The sequence below is a fragment of the Thiomicrospira sp. genome (assembly GCF_014859555.1).
Lineage (GTDB): Bacteria > Pseudomonadota > Gammaproteobacteria > Thiomicrospirales > Thiomicrospiraceae > Thiomicrospira.
Genome location: NZ_JACUTY010000008.1, coordinates 1 through 25,999 on the forward strand (window position 1 = coordinate 1; position 25,999 = coordinate 25,999).

Genomic DNA, 25,999 nt, shown 5'->3' on the forward strand with positions numbered 1-25,999 from the left:
TCAATCTCAATCTCAATCAGGATATTACCAGGCACTTGAAGGATTAGTTAACCAGGATCAAGCCTTTTATTGCGACTGCACGCGCAAACAGATTTTTGCACGCGACCCGCAAGGCCTGTACAAAGGTTATTGTCGTGAGAGAAAGCTAACGGCCTCAGATCGACACGCCGTGCGCTTTAAATCCCCCAATCAGCTTATGACTCTAACGGATTTAATTCAGGGCCAGGTTGAGCTTAATCTGGCTAGCGCATTAGGAGATTTTGTATTAAAGCGGCGCGATGGTTATTTTGGTTATCATCTGGCCTGCGTGGTGGATGATTTAGCGCAGGGTGTAACCCATGTCATCCGAGGTTCAGATTTACTTGAAGCCTCCTTTGCACAAACCTTAGTTTGTCAGGCGCTGACAGATACACAACTGCAGTATGGTCATCACCCCGTCGCCGTCAACTGCGCGCAGGTTAAATACAGTAAATCGGCTCACAGCCCCGCCATTGAACCGAAACAAGCGAATGAGCAATTATGCGAAGCATTGAGGTTTTTAAATCAATCTCCACCGCAATATTTAAAGCAGGCTAACTTAAATGAGATTTGGCATTGGGCCATTATTAACTGGAATTTAAGCCTTATTCCACCCAAAGGCAAAATTGAAACATGAGTATTACCCAAGCAAACCAAGCCTTAATTAATTGGCTAAGTTATGCGCCCAACTATTCAGACAGTGGTGAACAAATTCAGCGCATTGAAACACATATTTCATGTGTTTTCCTAACTGGTCAGTATGCTTATAAACTTAAAAAGCGCGTGAACTTTGGCTTTTTAGACTTTACCCAGTTGAGCCAACGACAGCATTTTTGTGAAATGGAGGTGGAATTAAACCGCCGCACGGCCCCTCAGCTTTATTTAAGCGTTGTGCCGATCTACCAACACCCAGAACACCCAGATCAGATTAGTTGGGCACCACAACCAGGCCTGGTGGTGGCCGATTATTTAGTTAAGATGAATCAATTTGATCCCGAAATGGTCCTCAGCCGTTATTTGCTGCATACGCCCTTATCCGATTCACAAATCAGCCAATTAGCCAACGCAATCGCCCGACTCCACCAACAGGCCGAATCGATTCCGGCTGGCGACTTCTTAGGTTCACCGGCTTGTGTGCTCGAACCTATGACGGACAATTTTCCCTCTTTACTGGCGTTATTAGACTGCCCCCAACTTAAAACCACTCAGGACGATTTTGACTGCCAGACTTTACGAGATCGACTCAATCAGTTAGAACTTTGGACGCGTAACCAGCACACTTTGTTAGCGCCTATGATTGAACAACGCCAACAACAAGGCCATGTGCGTGCTTGTCATGGCGACCTGCACCTAGACAATATTACGCTGATAAACGATCAGCCGGTGTTGTTTGATGGGATTGAGTTTAACGATCAATTTCGTTGGATTGATACCTTAAGTGATTTAGCTTTCTTGTTGATAGATTTAGATTTTCGACAAAAACCTGCCTTAGCTTTATCAATTTTAAATCGTTATTTACAACAAACCGGTGACTATGCTGGCCTGGTTTTATTGCGTTTTTATCAAACCTATCGCGCCCTAGTACGCGCCAAAATTACCGGCTTGCGTTACCAGCAACTCGACCCGACTTCAGCTGAAGCACGTTATGTTTTAACCACGATGGTGGCTTATATTGATTTAGCCGAACATTATGCTTACTTACATCAAGCCAGCCCAACCTTGTTTATTATGCAAGGTATATCGGGCTCGGGCAAAAGCTATTATGCCGAACAAATCCACCAACAAGTCGGCGCTTTGGTAATCAGCTCTGATCGCGAACGTAAACGCCTTTATGGCATTCAAAACACCACGCGTGTATCGGATGCTGAAAAATCGGCTTTATATAGCCCACACATGAACCAAGCAACCTATCAAGCCTTGTACCAGGCCTGCCAATCGGCTTTACAGTCCGGCTTGAGTGTGGTGGCCGATGCGACGTTTTTACAAGCCAAACACCGCGAGCGTTTTATCGAAATGGCTGAATCTGCTCAACGCCCGTATTTAATTATCAGCCTAGAACCCGATGCCGATTTAGCCGAGCAACGCATTGCTGAACGCGAACAGCTTAATCTAGACCCTTCTGATGCGGATGCGCAAGTCATGCGCCGCCAACTTGACCAGTTTGAAGCACCTTTAGCCTGCGAACATAGCCTCAGTATTAAGATGGGTTCAGAATTGCCAAGCCTTAAGGATTACCTAAATCAGCCGATAACGCCTTTAGTTAAAGAAATAATCGGATAAATTATATGTTTTTAAATCCATTGAAATGGGTGATGATTTCAAGTTTAGTGTCAATCAGCTTTTTATCGACACCCTATGCCCTCGCCCAAACACCGCCCCAACAAGCCGAGTTATTGGGTATTAAGCTGACCGAGGCCGACATGCAATCGGTACGCACACATTTAGCTAATCTGGGTGGATTTAAACAAGATCGCGCCACCGCTGACCATCGTAATATGGATAAATTTTTTGCTTACTCCAATTTACGCGACAGTTATTACGTGCAATTTCGTTATGATGCCAATGGCAAAGTAGTCTCCGCCAAACGCCTTCTGCGGCGCTCAGGCACACACTTTAATAACGATTATCGCGATGTGGAAACCCAACAAGTAGCGCGACAACTCATTCAAACCTATGGTCAACCTAATCAAGTTATCCGTAAAAGCTTAAATGGCTTACCCAGTTACGCCTCGTTTGTTTGGCAAGACGACCAAGTTAGGATTACAGTGGACCGAGTGGGCAGTGATCGCTACGCACCGATATTTATTGAATATGAAGTTACCACGGATCCTTATGTGGCTAAACAAGAAGAAAATGAAAACCAAAACCCAATCAATAATGTGCTTTAGAAAATAACTGGAAAGCGCGATAAGCACTTGTTTTCAAACCCAAGCAGTTTTAGTATATTAAATTAGAAGTGAATAAAACACCTGCCAGAGCGGCAAGCTTTAACTAAAGGATACGCCATGAATATTTCTGGATCGGCGATGCACAATGCCTACACTGGCATTCAAACGGGGTTCAAAAACCTTGAATTAAATAGTCAAAAAATTGCCAGCCCGAATGTGCCCGACAAAGCTGAACCGCTGATTATGCATAAGCTGGATGCGAATCTGGTGGAAACCTCAGCCAAAGTGATCAAAACCAGTGATGAAATGCTGGGCACCTTACTTGATGTCATGGCTTAATTTCTAACCAAACCCTGCAAACAAATCAATAACCACCAGGCCTGGTGGTTAGCTAGCACTTAACAAATAACTCTCCGGCTTGCCAAACAAGTAGCCTTGCAAATTATCAATTTCGAGATGTTTTACATAGTCGTATATACTTTCATCCGCCACGAATTCCGCCACGGTTTGAATATTGAGTTTGCGTGCAAAGTTAATAATGGTTTCAGTAATAACTTGGGACGATTTATTGTGTTGAATATCGCGAATAATCGAACCATCAATCTTAATAAAATCAATATCTAAACGCATAATGTAAATAAAGTTTGAATAGCCAGCGCCAAAGTCATCAATTGCGATTTTTACTCCGTACTGCTTCACTTCCCGAATGAAGTGATTCACCAGGTCGTAGTTTTGAATCCCTTCGGATTCAACGATTTCAAAAATCACACGTTCAGCAAAAAGACATGCGCGCACTTTGTCAACAATCCAAGCACTGGTGATCGGGTCGACAATATCCTCAATCGATAAATTAATCGAAAAGCATTCCGGCTCATCTGCAAACTTTGCAAAGGCTTTTTCTAGCATACGCCGAGTTAATTGCGGATAAAGCTTAAGTTTTTTGGCGGTTTCCAAAAAGTTATAAGGTGCGACGATTTGACCATCAGTCTCAACAATGCGAACCAAGCATTCATAATAATCAACTTTTAAGGTTTTCGCGTTGACCACCGGCTGAAAAAACGGCACCAAGCGATCTTCTTCCATTGCGCTACGTAAGCGTTTAATCCAGACTAAGTTATTTTCATAACTCTGTTTAATGTTTAAACTCGATTCGTAAAACACAAAGGGTTTACGTTGTTTTTTCGCCATTTTAAGCGCCATATCAGCCGCCACTAATGCATCTTTTGTCTGGTTATTGAGTAAGTCTGAAGATGCTAAACCAGCCGTTAAGGTTAGGTTAATTTGCGCCACACCGACTTTAAAGCTGCGAGCCGATACCACTTCCAGCAAACTTTGTACAAACTGCTCCAGTTTTAAACGCGACCAATCGTTTTTAATCACAATCGCGAACTCATCCACCGGCAACTTATATACCTGAGCGGGTAAACCTAAAGTCAATTCGACCAGCTTACGCGCCAGTACTTTCAATAACTTATCGGCCAAATAATGGCCATAGAATGTATTGATTTCGTTAAAACTGTCGATATTAAATAAAATAATGTGTTCTGATTGATTTGAGGCTTCTGCGTCGGCTAACAGTTTAATTCGATTGGGCAATTCGGTTAACGAATCATAATGCAACCGATGACTTAAGGCTTGGGTGGTTTCCATTAAAGGGGTCACATCATGGCTAATATTAACCAACTCAATGACCTCACCAGATTCATTGCAAATCGGAACAATACAGGCTTCGATATAAAATATACTGCCTGTTTTGGTTAACATGGTAACCATGCCATTCCAGTATGTGCCGGTTAATACCATTTCGGTGATTTCGGGCACGGCTTGCTTTGACTCGGCTGTCCACAAAAACGTACATTCCTGACCAATTAATTCTTCTCGGCTATAGCCAGAACGCTCGCAAAGTGAGTCATTGACTTCTATAACACGTTTATCCAATCCGCACTTACTCACCATACTGCTGACATCAATCGCTTTTTTATAACTGGATAACACCGCCATCTGATCATTTAGAATCTGGGTGCGCTCAGACACAATATCTGATAAATATTGGTTGTAGTGTTCGAGTTCTTGGGAGGTTTGGGTAAGTTTATTATTGAGCTGATGGATCGGGGTTAGGTCGCGCACGCTGATAATTAAACCCACCTTGCCCTCATCGTCCACGAGGGTTTGCACGTTTTTTGAAATGTTTAGCAAAACGCCATCCGCGCGTTTAAAAATGGTTTCTTGGCCCTGACAGTAGCCTTTGGCATGTATTTCGGTTTGACACTCGGCCAAAATATTCAAGTCTTCTAAATGAGTCTTAATGTCACTGCCCACTAAGTCAGATTCGTCATACCCCATCAACTGGCAAAAAGCCGGGTTCACGTAACTAATCTTTAAATCACTATTAAGGGTAAACACACCGTCTGGAAAGTTTTCCATAATGTGTTTGAGAAGGGTCAAACTAGTCTGAGCTTGTGGTTGAATCATGATTTGGCAAGGCCTAAATATATTTTATACAACGTGAATTCATATTAACCTCAGTCAAAATAGGGGGCAAACAAATCTACTATCACCACAATCACTAATAGCCAGATAAGTTTATTCTCGACTAATCGGATAATAAAAACAATTTTATTCGAATAAAAAACGCATAAATAATACTAACATAGTTTAACTCAAAATGGTTCGCCCAACCGGTTAGGTCTGTTAAAATGCAGTGCCTAATAACTAACTGATCATTACCCATGCTGAAGCCGCCTCGTATTACGCAACGCCCTTTAAATGCCACTAGCTTTGAAGCGGCTAAAGCCCTTGGTTTAACTGATCTGCAAGCACGACTCGTTGCTCAGCGTTTAGAATCGACCGATCAAATTGAAGCGATTATTACGCCACAGCTTAAGCACCTGCAACACCCCAATCAACTCAAAAACTCACACCAAGCCGCGCAATTAATTGCCGATGCGATTCAGTCGGATGGGTTAATAGTATTGGCTACGGATTATGACACGGATGGGGTCACCTCGGCCTGGGTGGCGAATCGTGCGTTAATTGATCATTTTAATGTGAATCCAGCACGTATTATTCACCTGATAGGTGAACGCAAAAACGGCTATGGCATTACCGATGCAATGTGTGATGAAATTTTAAGTTTAGAGCAGAGTGTCGATTTAGTGATATCGGCCGATCAGGGGTCAAGTGACCAACCGCGCATTCAGCGTTTGGCGCAAGCGGGTATAAAAGTGTGTGTAACCGATCATCACAACATCCCCGCCGAAGGCCCGCCGGCGAGTGCTACCTGTACCGTTAATCCACAACAAAGCGGTTGTGAATACGACAAAACCATTGCGGGTTGTTTTGTTATTTTCTTGGTCATGACTCAGGTTCGTAATGAGTTGATAACGCGCGGTATTTTACCCAAAGAAGCGCCCTCTTTAAAAGATTTAACCTTACATGTTGCACTCGGCACCATTGCCGACAGCGTGAGTTTAAAAAGCCCAAATAACCGCGCGATTGTGTTGGCCGGCTTGCAACAAATTAATCAATTCGAACACCCCGCATGGCAAGCCTTTCGTAAACTAAATAACAATTCAGATCGGCCTTACAATGCCGAGTTTTTAGCCTTTCAGGTCGCTTCGCGCATTAATGCCGCCAGCCGTGTCAATGACGTTACCCAGGCCTTTCATTTTTTAAATGCCGACCATGTCGACCAGGCCTGGTTACATCTTCAACAACTTGAAACCGATAACCAAGAACGTCGCCAACAACAAGAAGGTTTAATGCGGCAAGCCATGCAAAAAGCACACGACTTGTACCATGATAAACGCTTTAGTTTAGCGATTTCCTTAGAAGGTAACGCGGGCATTCAAGGCATTGTCGCCACCCGTGTGGGTGAGAAATTTGGTTTACCTTGCGTGGCGATGACCGACTTAAATGATGGTACTTTAGCTGGCAGCGGACGCGGCATAGTGCCGGAATTTGATTTAATTCGTGCCTTTAATTGGATTGAAGACCAACACCCTGGTCTATTTTTAGCCAAAGGGGGGCATAAAGGTGCGGCGGGTTGTCAGATTAATCTGAGCGATTTTACGATCTTTCAGCAAGCGCTAGAAGCCGCCGCACAGCAACAACTGGGCGACACCACCCCTACACCATTAATTGAAACCGATGGTGAGCTTGAAGGTCATCTATTTACGCCAGAATTAATGGATGAGTTAGAACGACTCGAGCCTTATGGTCGAGAATGGCCGCAACCCCAGTTTAATGGGCGGTTTAAAGTTTTAGATATCAAACAGATTGGCCAAGCCCAAACCCATTTAAGTTTGCGACTCGTACCTGAAAACAGTCGCACGCCGGTTAAAGCGATTTACTTTGGCGCACTCGATGATAGCCAACAAACCTTGCCTTACAAACAAAACGATTGGATTGAGTGTGTTTATCAGCCGACTCTAAACCAATATATGGGACGCACGTCCCTGCAACTGCGTTTGCAGTTCGCCTTTAAGGTTTAATAACCCGCCTTTTGATCTATTCAGGCCATAAAAAAACCGCAGGAAAATCACTTCGCCTGCGGTTTTTGATATCAAATAATCTGTTCGACTACTTAAAGAAGCTCAAAATCTCGGTTTCAATATTCTGTTTATCAATGACTTTAGCCTGTGTGGCCGGCAAATCAAATAAACGCGAAATTTGCTGTGGAATCGGGATTTGACCTTTATCGGCTATGCGTTTTAACGCGTCGATATCGGAGGTAATCTCACCACCAAACAAGGTTTTGGCAATTACTGGTGAAAATTTAGTCCACTCTGCAGTTGAATAAGCAATGGTTTTGAGCTTTTGATCTCGTTTGGTATCGTACACTTTTAAACAGGTTGCAGTATGTGGGTCCATTAAATAGCCGTCTTCATAGGCTTGTTTAATGTAATCTTGACCTTCTTGGTCGGTACAAAAGTCGGCCGCGAAAATACCTTGAACCGTCGCTAACTCATCGGTAGTTAGTTGATAAAACTTATCTTTATCCAACGCCAACATAAGTTGTTTGGTGCGCTCAGCACCGAATAAATCAAACAAAATACGTTCGATGTTAGATGATTTCAAAATATCCATCGCTGGAGAAGTTGTAGCTATCACACCACTCTCTCTTAAATCGTATTTACCTTGTTCAATAAACTGGGTTAAGACATTGTTTTGATTAGAAGCGATTAAAATTTTCTCAACCGGTAAGCCCATTTTATAAGCGTAATAACCCCCTAACGCATTACCAAAGTTACCACTTGGTACATCTAAATAAACCTTATCGCCCAAGCTAATTTCTTGCTGACGTACCAGCTCTAAGTAGCTGTGGATGTGGTAAATGGTTTGGAAAATAATACGACCGAAGTTGACCGAATTAGCCGCCGAAACCTGCACACCCTGCTGCATTAAAGTATCGCGGAAACTGGTTGAAACTAATAAAGATTTCAGCGCGGTTTGGGCATCATCAAAATCGCCTTTAATGCCAATCACTTTTAGGTTTTCACCACTTTCAGTCACCATCTGCAAGCGCTGTACGTCTGAGGTGCCGCCGTCTGGATACATACAAACCACTTGTACATTTGGTTTGTTTCGGAAAGTATCTAATGCCGCAGGGCCTGTGTCGCCACTGGTCGCCGCTAAAATTAAGAATTTTTCGTTGCGTTTTTGCGCCACTGCGGATAACACCGTGCCAAACGGTTGCAACGCCATATCTTTAAACGCACGCGTTGGGCCGTGATAAAGCTCACTGACAAACAAATCATCACGCACTTTAACCACTGGCACGGGGTTTGCCGGATCATCAAACTGATCATAAAGCGCAAGTGCTTGATCAATCACAGGTTGGTCAATGTCGACTTCAAATTCAGCCAATACCGCTTTCGCCAGAGTTTTATAATTTGAATTTAAGTGGGTCTTTAAAAAATCCAACCCCAGCACCGGTAAGCTTTTGGGTGAATAAAGTCCGCCAAACGAAGACATCGGACTTAAAATAGCTTGTGAAAACGTGACTTCTTTTGGAAAGTGACCGTCGTTACCGCGTGTTTCTATAAAATTCATGAGTTCTTGCCTTGCGTGCTGACGAATTCGCCAGATTTCAAAATAATGCGCGGATTATACCAAAAACCCGCTCAATCGCTAAATTCATGTGATCTAAGTGCTTTAGACTAGGATTTAAGTGGATTGCGCCAGCGTCGCCAGAAACGGCGTAAATGTGAAGGTTCAATTAAAAAACCTTTGGTGTCGCCTAAGTCAATAAATAGAGAGTGAATACGAGCTTGCTTAAGATCCTCCAACAAGCCCTGCATCCAGTCTTTCTCTAGCTTTAACAGCAGTTGATTATCTGTAGTCTCTGTATCTGGTTCCATTAACGGCTTTAAATCCAGCGTAATCAAATGCGCTTGTTGTGTTCTATCCAAGCACCAGGCCTGGTGATCACTTGGGGTTTTCTGAAATTGAGCTTGAGCTAAATTTGCTAGGCCTTTTAAATAAGCATGATGACCCCAAATTTTCGCTTGCGGGCGCATTTGAATAGTATCCAGCTTAATTTGACCTTCGCCCCACACCCAAACACTGTTAATTTCAGCTTGGCCAAGTTCGCGCCGCGCCAGATTAACCGGATGCTGATAAAACAACATTTGAACTTCATTCATCAAGGTTCGCCAATAAGAACCAGCATGGCCGCTTGGGTAAAGCCCGTGTAAGTTGCGATAGTTGGCTTGTGCCAAATCGGTGGTTTGCAGATCCACCGCTTGCGGTAAACGCATATACCAGGAATCATTAGCGCCCCACTCCAGCTTGACGCCATCTTCGGCGAAATGTTGGTTAAACGCGTCTAACAAGGCTTGTGATTCGACTTGTGTAATGTCAAGATCTTGAGCCGAAACCAATACCAAGGTATCGCGATCTGGAATCATCTGAACCGGATCCACTTTTAACCAAAAAGCCTGCGGATCGAAGTCGGCCAGCTCGACCGAGGCCATAGTGGCCGCGGCACTGAGTGTTTGTGGTTGGTGAAACAGTTGACTTGCTCTTTCTATAAAAGAGTAGGGTTTAAGCGGATAAACATCGGCTTTATTTAGCAACGTTTGAAAAGCGGAGCCCGACCACCAGGCCTGCTGGTCGGGTTTAAAATGATCTAATAAACCAGGAATCCATAAGGTCACGGCCTGGTTGGTCATGTTTGAACCCCTCAAAAATCGCTAACGCGGATTTTGGTGATTTTGCCTTCGACGTCATCCAGACCTTCCAGCACCGCCAAGGCTTCACCAAACTGACCTTCATTAACCACATTAGTGGTTAACACCACCAAGGCAAACTCAGGCTCGTCGCCGATAGGTTCTTGATGCAAATGTTCAATACTAATATCGCAGTCCGCTAAGGTTTGCGACAAACGCGCCAACACACCCGGTTGGTCCTTAACCATAAAACGCACATAAAACGCGGTGTCAATATCATCAATCGACATAATATTCGCGTCTTTGTATATTGCATCGGCTTGATAACCTAGGCCTGGTACATGGGCGTCAAATGGCGCATCCCAGCAACGAGCTAAATCCATCAAATCCGCCATGACAGCCGAAGCGGTTGCTCCGCCACCGGCCCCAGCGCCGTAATACATGGTAGAACCCACATGGTTGCCGTGAATCAATACCGCGTTCATCACACCATTAACATCCGCCAATAAAACTTTTTTAGGGACTAAGGTTGGATGAACACGTAATGAGAATCCATTATCGTCGCCCCGACTCGCAATACCCAAGTGTTTGATTTCATAACCAAATAGATTGGCAAAACGCACATCATCGCCACTAATATGACTAATACCTTCAGTATAAACCCGCGAATAACTCAGTTCGATACCAAATGCGAGTGACGCTAGAATCGTTAACTTGTGCGCCGCATCAATACCTTCGACATCATAAGTCGGATCGGCTTCGGCATAACCTAAATCTTGAGCGGTTTTTAATACGGCTGAAAAATCGGCATTAGGCTTTTTCATTTCGGTCAAAATGTAGTTGCCTGTGCCGTTAATGATGCCCGCTAACCAGTCAATCTGGTTACCGGCTAAACCTTCACGTAAGGCTTTAATAATTGGGATACCACCCGCTACAGAGGCTTCGTAATAAATTTGCACCTGATGCTTTTCGGCTAACTCAAACAGTTCGTTCCCGTGTAACGCAATCATGGCTTTGTTTGCGGTCACAATGTGTTTGCCGTTTTTAATCGCTTGTTCGACCAAATCACGTGCCAAAGTCGTGCCGCCCATTAATTCAACGACAACTTGAATATTTGGGTTTTGCACGACTTCAAACGGATCATCGGTTAACGGAATATCACGCGTATCAATTCGACGAGGTCGATTTAAATCTCTGACTGCAATACTGCCAATCTCAAAACGCTTACCTAAGCGACGTTCAATTTCGGTTGAACTGGTACGTAAAATATTAACTAATCCACTGCCAACCGTGCCTAGCCCTAAAAGTCCTAGTGTTATTGCCTTCAAACTATACTCCTTGGATCAAGCCGTCTTTTTTGAACATCTCACGAATTCCCCGAATGGCTTGACGGGTACGGTGTTCATTTTCGATTAAACTGAAGCGCACATGACCATCGCCATAAGTACCAAAACCAACGCCCGGTGACACGGCGACCTTTGCTTCAATCAAGAGTTTCTTTGAGAATTCAATTGAACCTAATTCACGGTAGGCTTCTGGGATCGGTGCCCATAAAAACATGGTCGCCTTTGGATAGTCCACTTCCCAACCAATCGCGTTTAAGCCTTGGCAAAGCACATCACGACGTAGTTTGTACATATCACAGATTTCTTGCACACAATCTTGTGGGCCTTCTAAGGCCGCAATCGCCGCCACTTGAATCGGTGTAAAGGTGCCATAATCCAAGTAAGATTTCATACGCTTAAGCGCATTCACTAGGGTTGGGTTACCAACCATAAAACCAACCCGCCAGCCTGGCATGTTATAGCTTTTTGATAAAGTATAAAATTCAACTGCAATATCTTTTGCACCTTCAACTTGCATAATAGAGGGCGCAACATAACCGTCAAATACAATGTCGGCATAAGCCAAATCGTGAATAACCCAAATATTGTGCTCTTTGGCAATTTCAATCACGCGCTCAAAAAAGGCCAAATCAACCGTTTGAGTAGTTGGGTTACCAGGAAAGTTCAACACCAACATTTTGGGTTTGGGCCAGGAATCTTGAATCGCTTTTTGCAACTCTTCAAAAAAATCGACGTTCGGCGACATTTCAACATGACGAATATCCGCACCCGCAATTACAAAGCCGTAAGGGTGAATCGGATAAGCCGGATTCGGCACTAAAACCGTATCGCCCTGCTCAACCGTCGCCAAAGCCAAATGCGCCAAGCCTTCTTTTGAACCAATTGTAACCACGGCTTCCTTGTCGGGGTCTAAATCCACGTCAAAACGGGTTTTATACCAGTTACAAATCGCCTTACGTAAACGTGGAATACCCTGCGATACCGAGTAGCGATGCGTGCCTTCACGCTGAACCACTTCAACTAATTTGTCGACAATGTGTTTTGGTGTGTCCTGATCCGGATTCCCCATGCCGAAGTCGATAATATCTTCGCCTCGACGACGGGCCTCGGCTTTTAACTCGCCAACAATATTAAACACGTAAGGTGGTAGACGTTTGATTCTTTGAAATTCGCTAGTCACGAAAAGGCCTTTTCAAGATTGCTGCAAAAATTGCGAGATTGTTTAAAAAACTGATGGTCAAAATGACGTTATTAAGCCGATAAATGATACAGAATCTATTAGATTCGTCAATTGAATTTCGGGTAAAACTAGGATTAAATAGAGACTTCACTTATAAAAGAAGCATCCAATGAAATTTACGGAACATCGCGACCCTAAAATCAACATGATTAACGGCTATGCAGCAGGCCTAGTATCCGTTAATAACCAGGATTACCAAACCAGTTGCATTATTACTCAACAAAATCTCAATCCAGATTGGTCGGTCAAAAATTTGGACGACTTGACCCCTGAAAAAATACAGCAACTTTTAGACTTTTCACCGGAAGTGCTGATCTTAGGTACGGGTGAAATTCAGCAGTTTCCCTCAGCTGAGATTTTTGGGTTATGTGCACAACATGGCGTCAGTTTAGAAGTTATGAACAATGCCTCAGCTTGTCGAACCTATAACGTGCTCACCACCGAAGATCGTGAAGTCGTGCTGGGATTAATATTTAATTAACCTTTGAAACCGCTTTAAATAAACTTAAAAACCAGTTACAAAACAAAGAATTGGCACAAAAACTTAAGTCATTCTATGGCTGCTTCAACAAACCTTCAGCCGCCACTTTTCGACCATGTAAACGTGCTTCAAAATACAGCTTAGGTAAACCTGTTGAACCGGAACGGCCTAAGTTGGCAATCACCTCACCCCGCTTAACGATTTGACCTTCTTTAACCTGTAAACGCTGATTGTGGGCATAAACGGTTAAATAACCATTTTCGTGACGAATAATCACCATTAAACCAAAATTACTCACACTATTATCGGCAAACACAACTTCACCGGCATCCACACTTTTGATTAAACTGCCGGTTTCAGAATAAATATTCAGGCCAGAAATGCCAGCCGAATCCTTCACATAATCAAACTTATCAAAATGTTCGACCGGCCAAACCCAATCTGGCTTTTGCACCGTAACTGAAGTCTGAGCTTTTTTATCAGGCAGATTTAACTCCTGACCTGGATACAATACATAAGGTGGAAAGATACTGTTCTTTTTAGCCAGTTCATTAAAGCTAACCTGACAACGCACCGCAACTTGGCTTAACGTATCGCCTCTAGCGACAACATAATGACCGCCTTCACATTTGCCAGCACTTTGATTTAAAGGGTTGGATTGAGCCGTTTGCCCCGCCTGAAAATAACTGCGGGGCGCTTGGCCACAGCCAAATAAACTAATGGAAATAATTCCAACCAATAACACTCTAAACATCGACATTACCTGAATACAATATACATAATCACTAATACCACAAAGGCCCAACCTAGCCACTCAACCCAGCGCCGAATCAGCGGTTCATAACGCGGGCCGCCCCATTTCATTAACCAAGCCACCAAAAAGAAGCGTGCGCCTCGGCCTACGAATGAGGCCAATAAAAATGGCACCAGCGCCATCCCAGTGGCGCCGGCACTAATAGTAAACATCTTATAGGGTAAAGGGCTAAAACCGGCGACAAATACAATCCAGACACCGTAAAGGTCAAAAAACTCCACAATTTGGTGATAGTGATGTTCATACCCGGCCGATACAATAAATGGCCACACCGACCCCAACAATAACATGCCAATCAAATAACCCAGCAAACCGCCTAAAGTTGAAAAAATCGTCGTGATCCAAGCAAAACATAATGCTTTATTCGGCTGCGCTAAACTCATCGGCATCAACATAACATCCGGTGGAATCGGAAAAAATGACGATTCGGCAAAACTCATGCCACTTAAATACCAAGGGGCTTTGGGGTGTTTAGACCAACGCAGGGTTAAATCATATAAAGGGCCAAATAATCTCACACTTCAACCCCGGTTTTTAATGGTACAAACATCACTTCTCCTAAAAAACTTTCTTTGATGCCGGTTGAGGTTTTTTCATAACCTTTTAAAACCTGCACTTCTTTACCAATTGGCAACACCAAACGCCCACCCTCGTTTAATTGATCCAGCAAACTTTCTGGTAACTTATCGGGGGACGCCGCGCATAAAATTGCGTCAAACGGGGCTTTTTGCGGCCAACCCCAATGGCCATCACTGATATCAAACTCAATATTCGTTAAACCTAATTTTTGCAAAACTTGCTGAGCGCGAATTTGCAATGGCGCAATCCGCTCAACACTATAAACCCGCTCCGCCAACAATGACAAAATCGCGGCTTGATAACCCGATCCGGTGCCAATATCCAACACCTTATGCAAAGGTCGACCCGCCCGAATCCAACGGGTCATGATCGCCACCACCCAGGGTTGCGATATGGTCTGACCATAACCGATCGGTAAAGCCGTGTCTTCGTAAGACTGCCCGGTCATGGCTTCATCGACAAATAAATGTCTTGGTACGATACGCATAACCTTTAGCACCTCGGCATCTTGAATGCCCAAAGCCATTAAACGCGCAATCAATCGATCTCGAGTACGTTGCGAGGTCAAGCCAACCCCTTGACACTGTTCAAACTCTGGCGTCGGATAAATGGGTTTTTGAGTTAGGTCTATTGCGGGCGCGGCCATTTTTTATCAATCCATTGGTGCATGGTATTCAACATCGCGTGATGAGTTAAATCAATTTGCAAGGGTGTAACTGAAACATAGCCCGATTCCACCGCATGAAAATCGGTGCCTTCGCCCGCATCCGCGGCACTGCCAGCCGGCCCGATCCAATACATCTTAACGCCTCTAGGATCGATGCCTTTTACAACCGGCTCAGAAGCATGACGTTTGCCTAGACGCGTGACTTTGACACCTTTGATTTGCTCAAAGGGTAAATCCGGTACATTGATATTTATGATCGTGTTTTGGTCTAAATCTTGAGTGTTCAAATCTTCTAGCAAATTCGCCACGATTTTGGCCGCACTAGCAAAATGTTGCTCACCACAAAGCGATACCGCAATCGAAGGCTTTCCTAAAAACCGCCCTTCTGTGGCCGCGGCAACGGTGCCTGAATATAAAACATCATCGCCCATATTTGCGCCACTATTAATACCCGACACCACCATATCGGCACGATAAGACAAAGCGCCATTAATTCCCAAATGCACGCAATCGGTTGGTGTACCGTTAACACTATATATTTTTGGTTGATGTTGGGTAATGCGCAATGGGTCTAACAAGGTCAGTGAGTTACTGGCGGCACTGCGATTGCGATCCGGCGCGATTAAAACCAAGTCGTCAACCGATGCATGATTAATTAATGCATCAAACAAGGTTTGAATACCTGGTGCAAGATAGCCATCATCATTCGATAACAAGATGCGCATAGACCTTATATCCTTTAAAATAGAATTTGAATTACAAGGAATTATAAAGTGTCTAAGCTGTCAGAAGAAGACAAATTACTGTTTGCGCAAGCAATGGAGGGTGCGGTACCGATCAATACTTCGGAAAAAGCAACATTAGCACGCCCAAAGTTAAAAGCCAAACGACCTAAAACATCCCATATTGACCTGATTGAAGCTAACAATGTTGAGTCGGTTGAAGCCGTGAGCGCACATCAAAGTTTGTTATTTCATGAAAAAGGTTTACGTCTACAAGATCTCAGTCGATTACGCAAAGGCGAGTTCAGCATTCAAGCACGGTTAGACTTGCACGGCGATACCGAAGAGGTTGCGCAGCCGCGATTATTACAATTTATTCAACAAAGTTATTTAGCAAACTACCGATTTGCTTTAATTATTCACGGCAAGGGGTATAACTCGGATATCGACTACCCTGTACTAAAAAACCTTGTCAATCAAACCCTTAGAGCTTTACCGCAGATAGTAGCCTTTTGCAGCGCACAACAAAAAGATGGCGGAACCGGAGCAGTTTATGTGCTGCTTAAAGCGCATTAAGGTTTTAAAGAATATAAAGATTGAACACAAGCACCAGGCCTGGTGGTTGTGATTGAAAGTGATTAATCGTTGTGAATACGGTTAATGGGTTGAGGGTTTTCAATAACCGGCGTGGCCGATTGATCGGGTGACGGCGCCACTACATTAGTGGGTTTAATTTCTAATAACTGAACAAATACTTCATCTTTTGCCACCATACCCAAACGTTGACGGGCAATGGTTTCGACTGCGGTATCACCAGATTGCAAATCCAGCACTTCTTGTTTCAGCAAAGCATTCGTGTTTTGACGTTCATCAACTTGAGTTTCAAGCTCAACCAAACGCGACTGTAATGAAAAAACCTCGCCCAAGCCTCCATTAGAAGACAATAGGCGAGCTAAAGATAAAAACAGTAAGACGGCGAGGATAATTAAAAATACTCTCATCCGTCTTTACCCGATTACTTTAGGTTATAAAATGCAGACATACCAGGATAAACCGCCTTGTCACCCAAAGCCTCTTCGATACGAATCAATTGGTTGTACTTAGCAATACGATCCGAACGTGACATAGAGCCGGTTTTTATTTGACCCGCACCCGTCGCCACGGCGATATCCGCAATAGTCGCATCTTCGGTTTCACCCGAACGATGTGAAATAACCGCTGTGTAACCCGCATCTTTCGCCATTTGAATCGCACTCATGGTTTCAGTCAAAGTACCGATCTGGTTTACTTTGATTAAGATTGAGTTCGCAATGCCTTTATCGATGCCTTCTTTAAGAATTTTGGTGTTGGTTACAAACAAGTCGTCGCCGACCAACTGAACTTTTTTGCCCAGTTTTTCAGTTTGCATTTTGAAACCATCCCAATCACTTTCGTCAAAGCCGTCTTCGATTGAGATAATTGGAAAACGTTCACACCAGTCGGCATAAAAATCAACCATTTCAGCACTGGTTAAAGTACGGCCTTCAGAAGCCAATACATAGTTACCGTCTTTGTAGATTTCACTCGCGGCCACATCTAACGCAATCATAATATCTTTGCCCGCAACATAACCAGCTTGCTCGATCGCTTCTAAAATAATCGTAATCGCTTCTTCGTTAGACTTAAGGTCTGGTGCAAACCCACCCTCATCGCCCACGGCAGTATTATAACCCTTGTCATGCAATACTTTTTTCAAGGTATGGAAAACTTCGGCGCCGTAACGCAACGCTTCTGACAGACTTGGCGCGCCAACTGGTACAATCATAAATTCCTGGAAATCCACGCTATTATCTGCATGTTCACCACCATTAATGATGTTCATCATCGGAACAGGCATACGATAATCGTCATTTTTTAGGTATTCAAATAAGGCCTGACCTTTTGAAATAGCCGCCGCTTTCGCTACCGCCATAGACACGGCTAAAATCGCGTTTGCACCTAAACGGGCTTTGTTATGTGTGCCGTCAAGATCAATCATAATCTGGTCAATTTTGGCTTGAGCCGTGGCTTCTTGGCCAATTAAGGCCGTGCGGATTTCAGTGTTAATGTTATTGACGGCATTTAAGACGCCTTTGCCTAAATACTTAGACTTATCGCCATCACGTAATTCAATGGCCTCACGTGACCCTGTTGATGCGCCTGACGGAGAAGCTGCGCGACCCATAGATCCACATTCTAAAATCACATCTGCCTCAACCGTAGGATTACCACGTGAGTCGATGATCTGGCGTGCTTTGATTTCTTTAATCAATGACATCTTTTCAACCTTTTCAATAACTTAAAATTAAACTTACTATAAAACCACATCAAAAAAGCAGTATAAAACCTGCTTATTTACATCAAATCGTTTTCAACAAAACCGTATTTTTTAACCGTATCATCTAGCGCTTTTAGCACCTCCAATACCGGCTTTAAATTATGCAACGGCCACATATTTGGGCCATCGCTTTTAGCGTTAACTGGGTCTGGATGGGTTTCCATGAACACACCTGAAACGCCAGCGGCGATCGCTGCACGGGCTAACACGGGTACAAATTCACGCTGTCCACCCGATGTCGAACCTTGACCACCCGGCTGCTGAACTGAGTGGGTTGCATCAAACACGACCGGACAACCCGTCTGGCGCATAGACGCCAAACCACGCATATCTGACACTAGGGTATTGTAACCAAATGAAGTGCCACGATCACACACCATAATCTGCTCGTTGCCCACTTCGCGCGCTTTCGCGACCACTTGATCCATATCCCAAGGCGCTTGAAACTGGCCTTTTTTGATATTAACCGGAATACCTTGGCGGCATACGTTTTGAATAAAGTTAGTTTGACGCACCAAAAAAGCTGGGGTTTGCATCACATCCACCACCGACGCGACTTCGCTTAAAGGCGTATCTTCATGCACATCGGTTAAAACCGGCACACCAATTTCGTCTTTTACTTTTTGCAAAATACGCAGGCCTTCATCAATGCCTAAACCACGGAAACTAGCGGTAGACGAACGGTTCGCCTTGTCATAAGACGATTTAAAAATAAAAGGAATGCCTAGCGAGTCGGTCAACTCTTTTAACTGCCCGGCCGTATCAATCGCTAACTGCTCAGATTCAATCACACAAGGACCGGCAATTAAGAAAAACGGTTGATCAATCCCGACATTAAAATTACAAAGCTTCATATTGATTCCTTAACTATTTGTTTGTTTTAGCCGCTTGCACAAAGGCACTAAAAAGCGGATGACCGTTACGCGGCGTAGACGTAAATTCGGGGTGGAACTGGCAAGCCACAAACCAAGGATGATCTGGAATCTCAATGGATTCAACGAGATGACCATCTTGCGAATGCGCTGAAAACACCAGGCCTGCTTGCTCTAAACGACTAATATAGCCGTCGTTCATTTCATAACGATGACGATGACGTTCGCGAATTACATCTTTGGCGTAAATTCCGGCCAACTTTGTACCCGTCTTAACCACACAGTTTTGACCACCTAAGCGCATCGTACCGCCTAAATCAGAGGTTTCATTACGCTCGACTTTGTCGCCCTTCTCATCCGTCCATTCGGTAATCAAGGCCACCACAGGATGCGGTGTATTTGCATTCAGCTCAGTGCTGTGCGCCTTTTCTAAGCCTGCAACATGACGCGCGTATTCGACTACCGCCATCTGCATACCTAAGCAAATCCCTAAATAAGGCTTTTTCGATTCACGTGCATATTGAATGGCTAAAATTTTACCTTCAACCCCGCGTTCACCAAAGCCACCCGGCACTAAAATCGCGTGCATACCTTTAAGCTGATCAATGCCAACCTTTTCGAGTTCTTCTGAATCAATGTAATGAATTTTGACCCGCGTGCGCGTGTGAATGCCGGCATGCAATAAGGCTTCAATTACCGATTTATAAGCCTCGGTAAGATCCACATATTTGCCAACCATCGCAATATTGACTTCATCTTGTGCGTTGAGCTGGGCATCCACTACTTGATCCCAATCCGATAAATCAACCGGTTTAAGATCTGTCATCTGTAGTTTTTTAACCACCAAATCATCCAAACCTTGCTCATGCAACATACGCGGAACTTGATAGATAGACTTGGCATCCAGTGAGCTAATAACGGCTTTTTCTTCCACATTAGTAAATAACGCAATTTTGCGTTTTTCACTCTCACCTAATGGGATTTCAGAGCGACAAATCAACACGTCGGGCTGAATGCCGATAGAACGTAATTCTTTAACCGAGTGTTGAGTCGGTTTGGTTTTAACCTCACCTGCCACCGCAATATAAGGTAATAGGGTTAAATGCATAAACATCGCGCGTTCACGACCAACTTCAACGCCCATCTGACGAATGGCTTCGAGGAAAGGCAAGGATTCGATATCCCCCACCGTGCCGCCGACTTCGACAATCGTTACATCAAAACCATCGGAGGCTAATTTGATACGTGTTTTAATTTCGTCGGTAATGTGCGGAATCACCTGTACGGTGCCGCCTAAATAGTCTCCACGACGTTCACGACGAATCACCGTTTCATAAACCTGACCAGTCGAAAAACTATTGCGTTTACCGCATGGGCGTTGCACAAAACGTTCGTAATGACCCAAGTCCAAATCCGTTTCGGCGCCATCATCGGTGACAAAGACTTCACCGTGTTGAAGTGGGCTCATGGTACCTGGGTCCACATTAATATAAGGATCCATCTTCAGCATACTGACTTTAAGGCCCCTTGCTTCTAGCAGAGCACCTAAAGACGCGGCGGCAATGCCTTTACCCAAAGAAGACACTACACCACCGGTTACGAATATAAATTTAGTCATTATTCACACTTTGTAGATAATTTAGAGAAGCTCGCCAACTATTCCTTTTAAGACGACCGGCGATTTCAGAGCTCAGAATGGAAACAAATTTTAACCTAAAAGCCGCCTGGCTTCAATTTAAACCCACTAAGTTTAATGCTTTTTCATCAGATTTCGCCTGAAACCCATCTAAGGTTCGATAACCAACAATCACCGCGAGTTTAGAATTAATTTCGACCACCGGCCAATTATGACGTTGCCAAGGTGGAATTTTCTGGGTTTGAAACCATTTTTTAAGTGAATCGCGATTTATCTCATCGTCTTCATGCAGCGAACGTAGCCGGACTTCATTATCTGACTTCAACCAATATTCGGCCAAGCCTTGTCCGACCGTTGGCTGCAACTTAATGCCATGCTTTTCCCAGTCCGAATCCTGCTGGATCAAAACATTAAACGGTGGCTTGATCGCGGAGTCATCAAGCAGGTAAATCCAGTTCTGATAACGTCGGATTTCGGTTTGCTTAAGTTTTCGTTTGGGTTGCGCGTTTGAATTTTCGTTAAACGCGTCAAACCGCAGCCAATCTAAACTTGCCTGATCAATTGAAATTTGATGAAAATGTTTAAACCAATAACGCAATAAATTTTTTTGCCGAGTCCAACTTAGTTTTTGCAGTTCCCGCCAATTGAACCGAGCTACGTCGTGCTCAATTAGAGCTAAATCATTTTGCGCTAACTCTTGAAGCAATTCAGCCGCTTCAGCTTGATGCCTACTCGCCTGAGCTAACTTGGCTTGCGGATTCGACCAGGCCTGGTCAAGCAGGGGTAATAATTGATGGCGAATAAAATTGCGCCGAAATTCAACATACTGGTTAGTCGGGTCTTCTACCCAACGTAATTGATGCTGTTTGGCATAGGTTTGAATCGCATCATAACTTGTATTTAATAAAGGACGCACCAACCAGGCCTGGTGGTTAGCTGAGTCGGTTTGATTATTTAAGACACGCCACTGCGGCATCGCACTTAACCCCTCTAGACCTGCGCCACGCATTAAATTTAACAACAAGGTTTCGGCTTGATCTCGCTGATGATGGCCAGTGCAAATTACCTCATTAGCGCCCAGCCACTTTTCAAAAGCTTGATAACGCGCTTTTCGTGCAGCTGATTCGATATTCTGGCTTTTATCAACCGCGACATACTCAACCTGAAGTGGCACCTGAAGTTGATTACAAACCGCCTGACAATGCGTCACCCAATCATCCGCTTCGGCTTGCAAACCGTGGTGCACATGAATCGCGTTTAATTCAACTTGAACCGGTTTAAGCTCAACCAAACACTGCAATAAAACATGCGAATCCAGTCCGCCGCTGTAGGCCAGCCAGACTTTTGATGTTTGAAGCGATTGATAAAATAGTTCAACGGCTTGCGTGACGGATTGCGAGGTTTGCATGGTTTTGAACGTCCTAAAACAAAAAAAGCGCCAGTGGCGCTCTTTTCTAATGGCTTATGCTACGTCAAAATTACCGTAACCCATGTAACGGTCATAACGTCGTTGTACTAATTGTTCTGGCGATTGGCTTTTGAAATTCTTCAACTGCTCCAGAAGCGCTGCTTTTAAGTTATCCGCCGCGGTTCTTGGGTAACGGTGTGCCCCACCAATTGGCTCTTGCACAATCACATCCACTAAACCTAAACTGTGTAAGCGCGGTGCGGTCACGCCTAAAGCGGCGGCCGCATCGGGTGCATTCGCCGCACTTTTCCATAAAATGGATGCACAACCTTCGGGCGAAATAACCGAGTAAGTGCTGAACTGCATCATCATGGTGACATCACCTACACCAATGGCAAGCGCACCGCCCGAGCCGCCTTCACCAATTACGGTACAAATGATCGGTACTTTCAGTTCCGCCATTTCAATTAAGTTACGTGCAATCGCTTCACTTTGACCACGCTCTTCGGCATCAATTCCAGGATACGCGCCCGGCGTGTCGATAAAGGTCAGAATCGGCAATTTAAAACGCTCGGCCATTTTCATTAAACGCAATGCTTTACGATAACCTTCTGGACGTGGCATGCCAAAATTACGACGAATTTTTTCTTTAGTATCGCGCCCTTTTTGCTGGCCAATGACCATGACCGGCTGGCCATCAATGCGTGCTAAACCGCCTACAATGGCCGCGTCATCCGCGAACGCGCGATCGCCGTGCAACTCGGAGAAATCAGTAAAAATATGTTCAATATAGTCCAACATATAAGGACGCTGAGGATGACGTGCCAATTGTGAAATTTGCCAATCCGATAAGTTCTTAAAAATGCTTTCCGTCAAGCCGTGACTTTTATTTTCAAGTGAACTTATTTCTTGCAACAAGTCAAAATCCTGACCGCCTTCTAAATGGCGCAGTTCGTTTATTTTGGCTTCTAGCTCCGCAATCGGCTGTTCAAAGTCTAAAAAATCTAATTTCATAATCTTGTCCTGAATAGGTTAAATCTTATATTTGCGTATTCTACCAAAAAATTTAAGCCTAAAGTCGCAGGGTTTAATCAAACCTAGCGAAACGTTATAATGTGCTATTCCATTTATAACCATAAAGGTCATTCATGCCAAAAAATCGATTTTTATTAAGCGCCGCGTTGGCTCCCGCTCTATTCTTAAATACCGCACTGGTTAGTGCCGAAGCCTCAAATGACGAACTGGGGTTTCATGGTTCAGGTGAAGCTGGCTTTAATCAAAAAACCGGTAATGTGAATTCAGAATCTTTGTTAGCACGATTAAGTATAAATTACAGCCAAATACAAAACGATTATAAAGGCTTACTGGAAATCGAAAATAAAACTGAACAAGACGTCAAAGTTTCTGAGCGCTACGTTCTAGATTTGCAAGCGGATCGTTATTTTACTGAAGATAAAAACTACTATGCGTTTGTGAACGCACGTGGCGAACAAGATGAAATCGCCGGTTTGGATCAAGATGTGAGTTTAACCTTGGGTTTAGGTAAGGTGCTTTATCGAACCAGTCAAACTCGGCTCAGTACCGAACTGGGTTTGGGTTATCAAGAAGTCGATTATGTGAATGATTCTGAAAACGATTTTAACCAAACAACTGGACGTGCCAAACTTGATTTTAGCCACAAATTTAACGATAACGTTCGATTTGTACAAGATTTAACTTACTTTACCGGCGCCGAACAGTACAAAACGGAGAGCCATTCAAGTTTACGTGTAGCCTTAAACAGTAAACTCTCGGTCAGTACATCCTACAAATATCGTTACAACTCCAACCCGGCGGATGCCGCTAAAAAAACCGACACTGAAACCAGTCTGAGCTTAATTTATAGCTTTTAAACAACCAGGCCTGGTGCTTAAATTAACCACCAGGCCTGCTTTTATCAACGACTCAACGCCATTGATCCTTACTGATAAAAGGCCTGTTTCGCCTTGCGCGCTCGAGCATAAACTTGCCACATCGCTTGATGACGTTGACTACCTAAAAAGGCTTGCTGACCCAATGGAATATCCCAGGCTTGTTTTTGTTGATTTAAGTGCTGCTCAACATTTAGCACACACTCTTCACCAAACAATTGAACCATACCCACTCGATAATCTTCCCACACCAATTCTTCAAGTTTGATATCCAGCGCAAAACTGAACGCTTCATATACTTTAGCCATAGGTTTATCTGGGTGAACATAAGCTTTACAAACTTGCAAGGAATCATAGGCCGCCGAATAATCTTGCGCCGCCAACTCAACCCAAAAACGCAAATCAATTATTTTCAAATCGTTCCATAAACACCCCGCATCTGGCATTAAGCCAATCAACGAGGCCACCCCTTGATGATCACTAAAGCCAACCTCATCCAACAAATTCACTAATTCATTGGCTTCAGAACACTCTACGAAATGCTGAATTGCTTGACGTAATCGACGACCATCATTTTGATTTTTAACCAACAACTCATCCATTGGATACACTTCCGACATGCCAGGGGCAACAATACGACAGGCTTTAAAGCCGTAATGTTCATAGTCGGCTAGGTAAACATCAAAACCCTGTTGAGCGGCCAAGTCCACTAACCAAGACCATTGTTGTTCAGTCGGATAATCCCAATTCCATTCGGTAAATTCGAAGTCAGGCTGATGTGAAATAAAGCGCGCGTTAATTAAGCCACTCGAATCAATAAAATGATTCTCTAAGTTTTCAGCTTCGGCCACCGCTTGTTGATCAAAGGTAGGCACTTGAAAACCATCTAAAAAGTCTAAATGACGACCTTGCAAGGATTCGGTTAAGGTGCGCTCCAAAGCGACTTCAAATATAGGATGCGCGCCAAATGAAGCAAAACACTGGCCTTTAACTGGGTCAAACAAGGTCACATTCATGACTGGAAATTGACCACCTAACGAAGAATCTCGCACCGACACCTCTAAACCCTGCTGACGCAAAGCTGTTAGCGACTGATAAATTGAAGGGAAACGTTTTAAGACCTGATCTGGCACTTCTGGTAAGCACAGGTTTTCAGTCAGAATTTTATTTTTCACCCAACGTTCAAATATTTCAGACAAACCTTGAACACGTGCTTCTTCAAGCGTATTGCCGGCAGACAATCCATTACTTGCATACAGGTTACTCAGTAAGTTCATTGGAAAATAGCTGACTTCAGACGTTTTAGCATGGCGCATTTCAATCGCACGAATTTGATCGCCATCATCATTAAAACTTAACAAGTCTTTGGCTTGTAACTCATTATGTGGATCATAAACAGACCATAATTGTGCGTCCAGACAAGATTTATACTCATCTAGTTCAAAGCGGCGTTCGGTTGGATAATACAACCAATCTGAGCCCGCCGATTCGGCTTGTAAGTAATAATCGGAGAAAAAATAGTTGGTCGACAAACGCTCTAAATACTCCCCTAACGCACTTGCCAAGGTCGCTTTGCGGCTCGCTCCCTTTCCATTCGTAAATAAACCGGGGCATACCCGGTCATGAATATGTAATGAAAAAATATTATCGACTGGGTTTAACCATTTAACCTGATTAATTTCAAACCCTTGTTGCTGCAAAATACCCTGCATAAATTCAATTGAGTTTTCAAGGCTTTCATCCTTGCCTTTAATATATGTAACTTCGCTCACCGTTCCGCCTTATTAGTTTTTTGATTTAATGGATAAATAAATTTTTAATTTAACACCCGATTTACACGCTAGAATGAAACATGGCTTAATTGGTAAAATCTCTCAGCCATCATAACTT

Annotated in this window: 24 protein-coding genes; 8 read left to right on the forward strand and 16 right to left on the reverse strand. The window is 43.8% G+C overall.

Annotated elements, in window-relative coordinates; all coding sequences use genetic code 11:
* From IBX48_RS02565 to IBX48_RS02580, 4 genes are all read left to right on the forward strand, one after another.
* The coding region (locus tag IBX48_RS02565; RefSeq protein WP_296830391.1) for a glutamate--tRNA ligase family protein at nt 1-655 on the forward strand (655 nt) is incomplete at its 5' end.
* Nucleotides 652-2,298, forward strand: a complete 1,647-nt coding sequence (locus IBX48_RS02570; protein ID WP_296830393.1) for a bifunctional aminoglycoside phosphotransferase/ATP-binding protein — start codon at nt 652-654, stop codon at nt 2,296-2,298. The genes IBX48_RS02565 and IBX48_RS02570, both read left to right, overlap by 4 nt.
* 5 nt (nt 2,299-2,303) lie before the next feature.
* On the forward strand, nt 2,304-2,906 hold the full coding sequence (locus IBX48_RS02575) for a hypothetical protein (protein ID WP_296830396.1): 603 nt from the start codon (nt 2,304-2,306) through the stop codon (nt 2,904-2,906).
* A gap of 117 nt (nt 2,907-3,023) precedes the next feature.
* Nucleotides 3,024-3,245, forward strand: a complete 222-nt coding sequence (locus IBX48_RS02580; RefSeq protein WP_296830399.1) for a hypothetical protein — start codon at nt 3,024-3,026, stop codon at nt 3,243-3,245.
* A 48-nt stretch (nt 3,246-3,293) separates the two neighbouring features.
* On the opposite strand, the gene IBX48_RS02585 is transcribed toward IBX48_RS02580, so the two are convergent.
* Nucleotides 3,294-5,378: an EAL domain-containing protein gene (locus IBX48_RS02585; RefSeq protein WP_296830401.1), complete on the reverse strand. Its 2,085-nt coding sequence runs from the start codon at nt 5,376-5,378 to the stop codon at nt 3,294-3,296.
* A 257-nt stretch (nt 5,379-5,635) separates the two neighbouring features.
* Here IBX48_RS02585 and IBX48_RS02590 point away from each other — a divergent pair, with 257 nt between their 5' ends.
* Nucleotides 5,636-7,399, forward strand: coding sequence for a DHH family phosphoesterase (locus IBX48_RS02590; RefSeq protein WP_296830403.1), 1,764 nt, complete (start codon nt 5,636-5,638; stop codon nt 7,397-7,399).
* Between the two features lie 88 nt (nt 7,400-7,487).
* Here the strand turns inward: IBX48_RS02590 and thrC are convergent, their stop codons facing one another.
* From thrC to alaC, 4 genes are all read right to left on the reverse strand, one after another.
* Entirely contained in the window at nt 7,488-8,960 is a 1,473-nt protein-coding gene (gene thrC / locus IBX48_RS02595) for a threonine synthase (RefSeq protein WP_296830405.1), read from the reverse strand.
* A gap of 107 nt (nt 8,961-9,067) precedes the next feature.
* Nucleotides 9,068-10,081 carry a hypothetical protein gene (locus IBX48_RS02600; RefSeq protein ID WP_296830407.1) on the reverse strand — a complete coding sequence of 338 codons (1,014 nt, stop codon included), beginning with the start codon at nt 10,079-10,081 and terminating at the stop codon, nt 9,068-9,070.
* An 11-nt stretch (nt 10,082-10,092) separates the two neighbouring features.
* Nucleotides 10,093-11,406 (reverse strand): homoserine dehydrogenase, encoded by a 1,314-nt coding sequence (locus IBX48_RS02605; protein WP_296830409.1) that lies wholly within the window; start codon nt 11,404-11,406, stop codon nt 10,093-10,095.
* Between the two features lies 1 nt (nt 11,407).
* Nucleotides 11,408-12,604 (reverse strand): alanine transaminase, encoded by a 1,197-nt coding sequence (gene alaC, locus IBX48_RS02610; RefSeq protein WP_296830411.1) that lies wholly within the window; start codon nt 12,602-12,604, stop codon nt 11,408-11,410.
* Nucleotides 12,605-12,773: 169 nt separating this feature from the next.
* On the opposite strand from alaC, the gene IBX48_RS02615 reads away from it, so the two are divergent.
* A complete protein-coding gene (locus tag IBX48_RS02615; protein WP_296830413.1) occupies nt 12,774-13,145 on the forward strand; it encodes an Mth938-like domain-containing protein in 372 nt (123 codons plus the stop codon).
* A 73-nt stretch (nt 13,146-13,218) separates the two neighbouring features.
* Here IBX48_RS02615 and IBX48_RS02620 read toward each other — a convergent pair whose 3' ends face one another.
* Genes IBX48_RS02620 through surE form a run of 4 tightly spaced genes read right to left on the reverse strand, consistent with a single transcriptional unit; the run spans nt 13,219 to nt 15,930 of the window.
* Nucleotides 13,219-13,899 (reverse strand): M23 family metallopeptidase, encoded by a 681-nt coding sequence (locus IBX48_RS02620; protein ID WP_296830415.1) that lies wholly within the window; start codon nt 13,897-13,899, stop codon nt 13,219-13,221.
* A 5-nt stretch (nt 13,900-13,904) separates the two neighbouring features.
* Nucleotides 13,905-14,477 (reverse strand): VTT domain-containing protein, encoded by a 573-nt coding sequence (locus tag IBX48_RS02625; protein ID WP_296830417.1) that lies wholly within the window; start codon nt 14,475-14,477, stop codon nt 13,905-13,907.
* Nucleotides 14,474-15,184, reverse strand: a complete 711-nt coding sequence (locus IBX48_RS02630; RefSeq protein ID WP_296830419.1) for a protein-L-isoaspartate(D-aspartate) O-methyltransferase — start codon at nt 15,182-15,184, stop codon at nt 14,474-14,476. The genes IBX48_RS02625 and IBX48_RS02630 overlap by 4 nt, the downstream gene beginning before the upstream one ends.
* Entirely contained in the window at nt 15,166-15,930 is a 765-nt protein-coding gene (gene surE, locus IBX48_RS02635) for a 5'/3'-nucleotidase SurE (RefSeq protein ID WP_296830421.1), read from the reverse strand. Before surE ends, IBX48_RS02630 begins: the two co-directional genes overlap by 19 nt.
* A gap of 48 nt (nt 15,931-15,978) precedes the next feature.
* Here surE and IBX48_RS02640 point away from each other — a divergent pair, with 48 nt between their 5' ends.
* Nucleotides 15,979-16,503: a Smr/MutS family protein gene (locus IBX48_RS02640; protein ID WP_296830423.1), complete on the forward strand. Its 525-nt coding sequence runs from the start codon at nt 15,979-15,981 to the stop codon at nt 16,501-16,503.
* 62 nt (nt 16,504-16,565) lie between these two features.
* On the opposite strand, the gene IBX48_RS02645 is transcribed toward IBX48_RS02640, so the two are convergent.
* The 6 genes from IBX48_RS02645 to accA form a co-directional block, all read right to left on the reverse strand.
* Nucleotides 16,566-16,928 carry a septum formation initiator family protein gene (locus IBX48_RS02645; protein ID WP_296830425.1) on the reverse strand — a complete coding sequence of 121 codons (363 nt, stop codon included), beginning with the start codon at nt 16,926-16,928 and terminating at the stop codon, nt 16,566-16,568.
* Nucleotides 16,929-16,942: 14 nt separating this feature from the next.
* Complete coding sequence (eno, locus tag IBX48_RS02650) at nt 16,943-18,223, reverse strand: phosphopyruvate hydratase (protein WP_296830427.1); 1,281 nt, start codon at nt 18,221-18,223, stop codon at nt 16,943-16,945.
* Between the two features lie 77 nt (nt 18,224-18,300).
* On the reverse strand, nt 18,301-19,137 hold the full coding sequence (kdsA, locus tag IBX48_RS02655; protein WP_296830429.1) for a 3-deoxy-8-phosphooctulonate synthase: 837 nt from the start codon (nt 19,135-19,137) through the stop codon (nt 18,301-18,303).
* Between the two features lie 13 nt (nt 19,138-19,150).
* Nucleotides 19,151-20,773, reverse strand: coding sequence for a CTP synthase (locus IBX48_RS02660; protein WP_296830431.1), 1,623 nt, complete (start codon nt 20,771-20,773; stop codon nt 19,151-19,153).
* 112 nt (nt 20,774-20,885) lie between these two features.
* A complete protein-coding gene (gene tilS, locus IBX48_RS02665) occupies nt 20,886-22,199 on the reverse strand; it encodes a tRNA lysidine(34) synthetase TilS (protein ID WP_296830433.1) in 1,314 nt (437 codons plus the stop codon).
* A gap of 54 nt (nt 22,200-22,253) precedes the next feature.
* Nucleotides 22,254-23,213, reverse strand: coding sequence for an acetyl-CoA carboxylase carboxyl transferase subunit alpha (accA, locus tag IBX48_RS02670; protein ID WP_296830435.1), 960 nt, complete (start codon nt 23,211-23,213; stop codon nt 22,254-22,256).
* Between the two features lie 134 nt (nt 23,214-23,347).
* Between accA and IBX48_RS02675 the strand changes: the two genes are divergently transcribed.
* Complete coding sequence (locus IBX48_RS02675) at nt 23,348-24,091, forward strand: DUF481 domain-containing protein (RefSeq protein ID WP_296830437.1); 744 nt, start codon at nt 23,348-23,350, stop codon at nt 24,089-24,091.
* A 68-nt stretch (nt 24,092-24,159) separates the two neighbouring features.
* Here IBX48_RS02675 and ycaO read toward each other — a convergent pair whose 3' ends face one another.
* On the reverse strand, nt 24,160-25,881 hold the full coding sequence (gene ycaO, locus IBX48_RS02680; RefSeq protein WP_296830439.1) for a 30S ribosomal protein S12 methylthiotransferase accessory factor YcaO: 1,722 nt from the start codon (nt 25,879-25,881) through the stop codon (nt 24,160-24,162).
* Between the last annotated feature and the right edge of the window lie 118 nt (nt 25,882-25,999).

What these genes read in the sequence shown, in the direction of transcription:
- IBX48_RS02570 (WP_296830393.1), top strand. Translation starts at nt 652, where the DNA reads ATGAGTATTACCCAAGCAAACCAAGCCTTAATTAATTGGCTAAGTTAT.
- IBX48_RS02575 (WP_296830396.1), top strand. Translation starts at nt 2,304, where the DNA reads ATGTTTTTAAATCCATTGAAATGGGTGATGATTTCAAGTTTAGTGTCA.
- IBX48_RS02580 (WP_296830399.1), top strand. Translation starts at nt 3,024, where the DNA reads ATGAATATTTCTGGATCGGCGATGCACAATGCCTACACTGGCATTCAA.
- IBX48_RS02585 (WP_296830401.1), bottom strand. Translation starts at nt 5,378, where the DNA reads ATGATTCAACCACAAGCTCAGACTAGTTTGACCCTTCTCAAACACATT.
- IBX48_RS02590 (WP_296830403.1), top strand. Translation starts at nt 5,636, where the DNA reads ATGCTGAAGCCGCCTCGTATTACGCAACGCCCTTTAAATGCCACTAGC.
- thrC (WP_296830405.1), bottom strand. Translation starts at nt 8,960, where the DNA reads ATGAATTTTATAGAAACACGCGGTAACGACGGTCACTTTCCAAAAGAA.
- IBX48_RS02600 (WP_296830407.1), bottom strand. Translation starts at nt 10,081, where the DNA reads ATGACCAACCAGGCCGTGACCTTATGGATTCCTGGTTTATTAGATCAT.
- IBX48_RS02615 (WP_296830413.1), top strand. Translation starts at nt 12,774, where the DNA reads ATGAAATTTACGGAACATCGCGACCCTAAAATCAACATGATTAACGGC.
- IBX48_RS02620 (WP_296830415.1), bottom strand. Translation starts at nt 13,899, where the DNA reads ATGTTTAGAGTGTTATTGGTTGGAATTATTTCCATTAGTTTATTTGGC.
- IBX48_RS02630 (WP_296830419.1), bottom strand. Translation starts at nt 15,184, where the DNA reads ATGGCCGCGCCCGCAATAGACCTAACTCAAAAACCCATTTATCCGACG.
- surE (WP_296830421.1), bottom strand. Translation starts at nt 15,930, where the DNA reads ATGCGCATCTTGTTATCGAATGATGATGGCTATCTTGCACCAGGTATT.
- IBX48_RS02645 (WP_296830425.1), bottom strand. Translation starts at nt 16,928, where the DNA reads ATGAGAGTATTTTTAATTATCCTCGCCGTCTTACTGTTTTTATCTTTA.
- eno (WP_296830427.1), bottom strand. Translation starts at nt 18,223, where the DNA reads ATGTCATTGATTAAAGAAATCAAAGCACGCCAGATCATCGACTCACGT.
- kdsA (WP_296830429.1), bottom strand. Translation starts at nt 19,137, where the DNA reads ATGAAGCTTTGTAATTTTAATGTCGGGATTGATCAACCGTTTTTCTTA.
- IBX48_RS02660 (WP_296830431.1), bottom strand. Translation starts at nt 20,773, where the DNA reads ATGACTAAATTTATATTCGTAACCGGTGGTGTAGTGTCTTCTTTGGGT.
- tilS (WP_296830433.1), bottom strand. Translation starts at nt 22,199, where the DNA reads ATGCAAACCTCGCAATCCGTCACGCAAGCCGTTGAACTATTTTATCAA.
- accA (WP_296830435.1), bottom strand. Translation starts at nt 23,213, where the DNA reads ATGAAATTAGATTTTTTAGACTTTGAACAGCCGATTGCGGAGCTAGAA.
- IBX48_RS02675 (WP_296830437.1), top strand. Translation starts at nt 23,348, where the DNA reads ATGCCAAAAAATCGATTTTTATTAAGCGCCGCGTTGGCTCCCGCTCTA.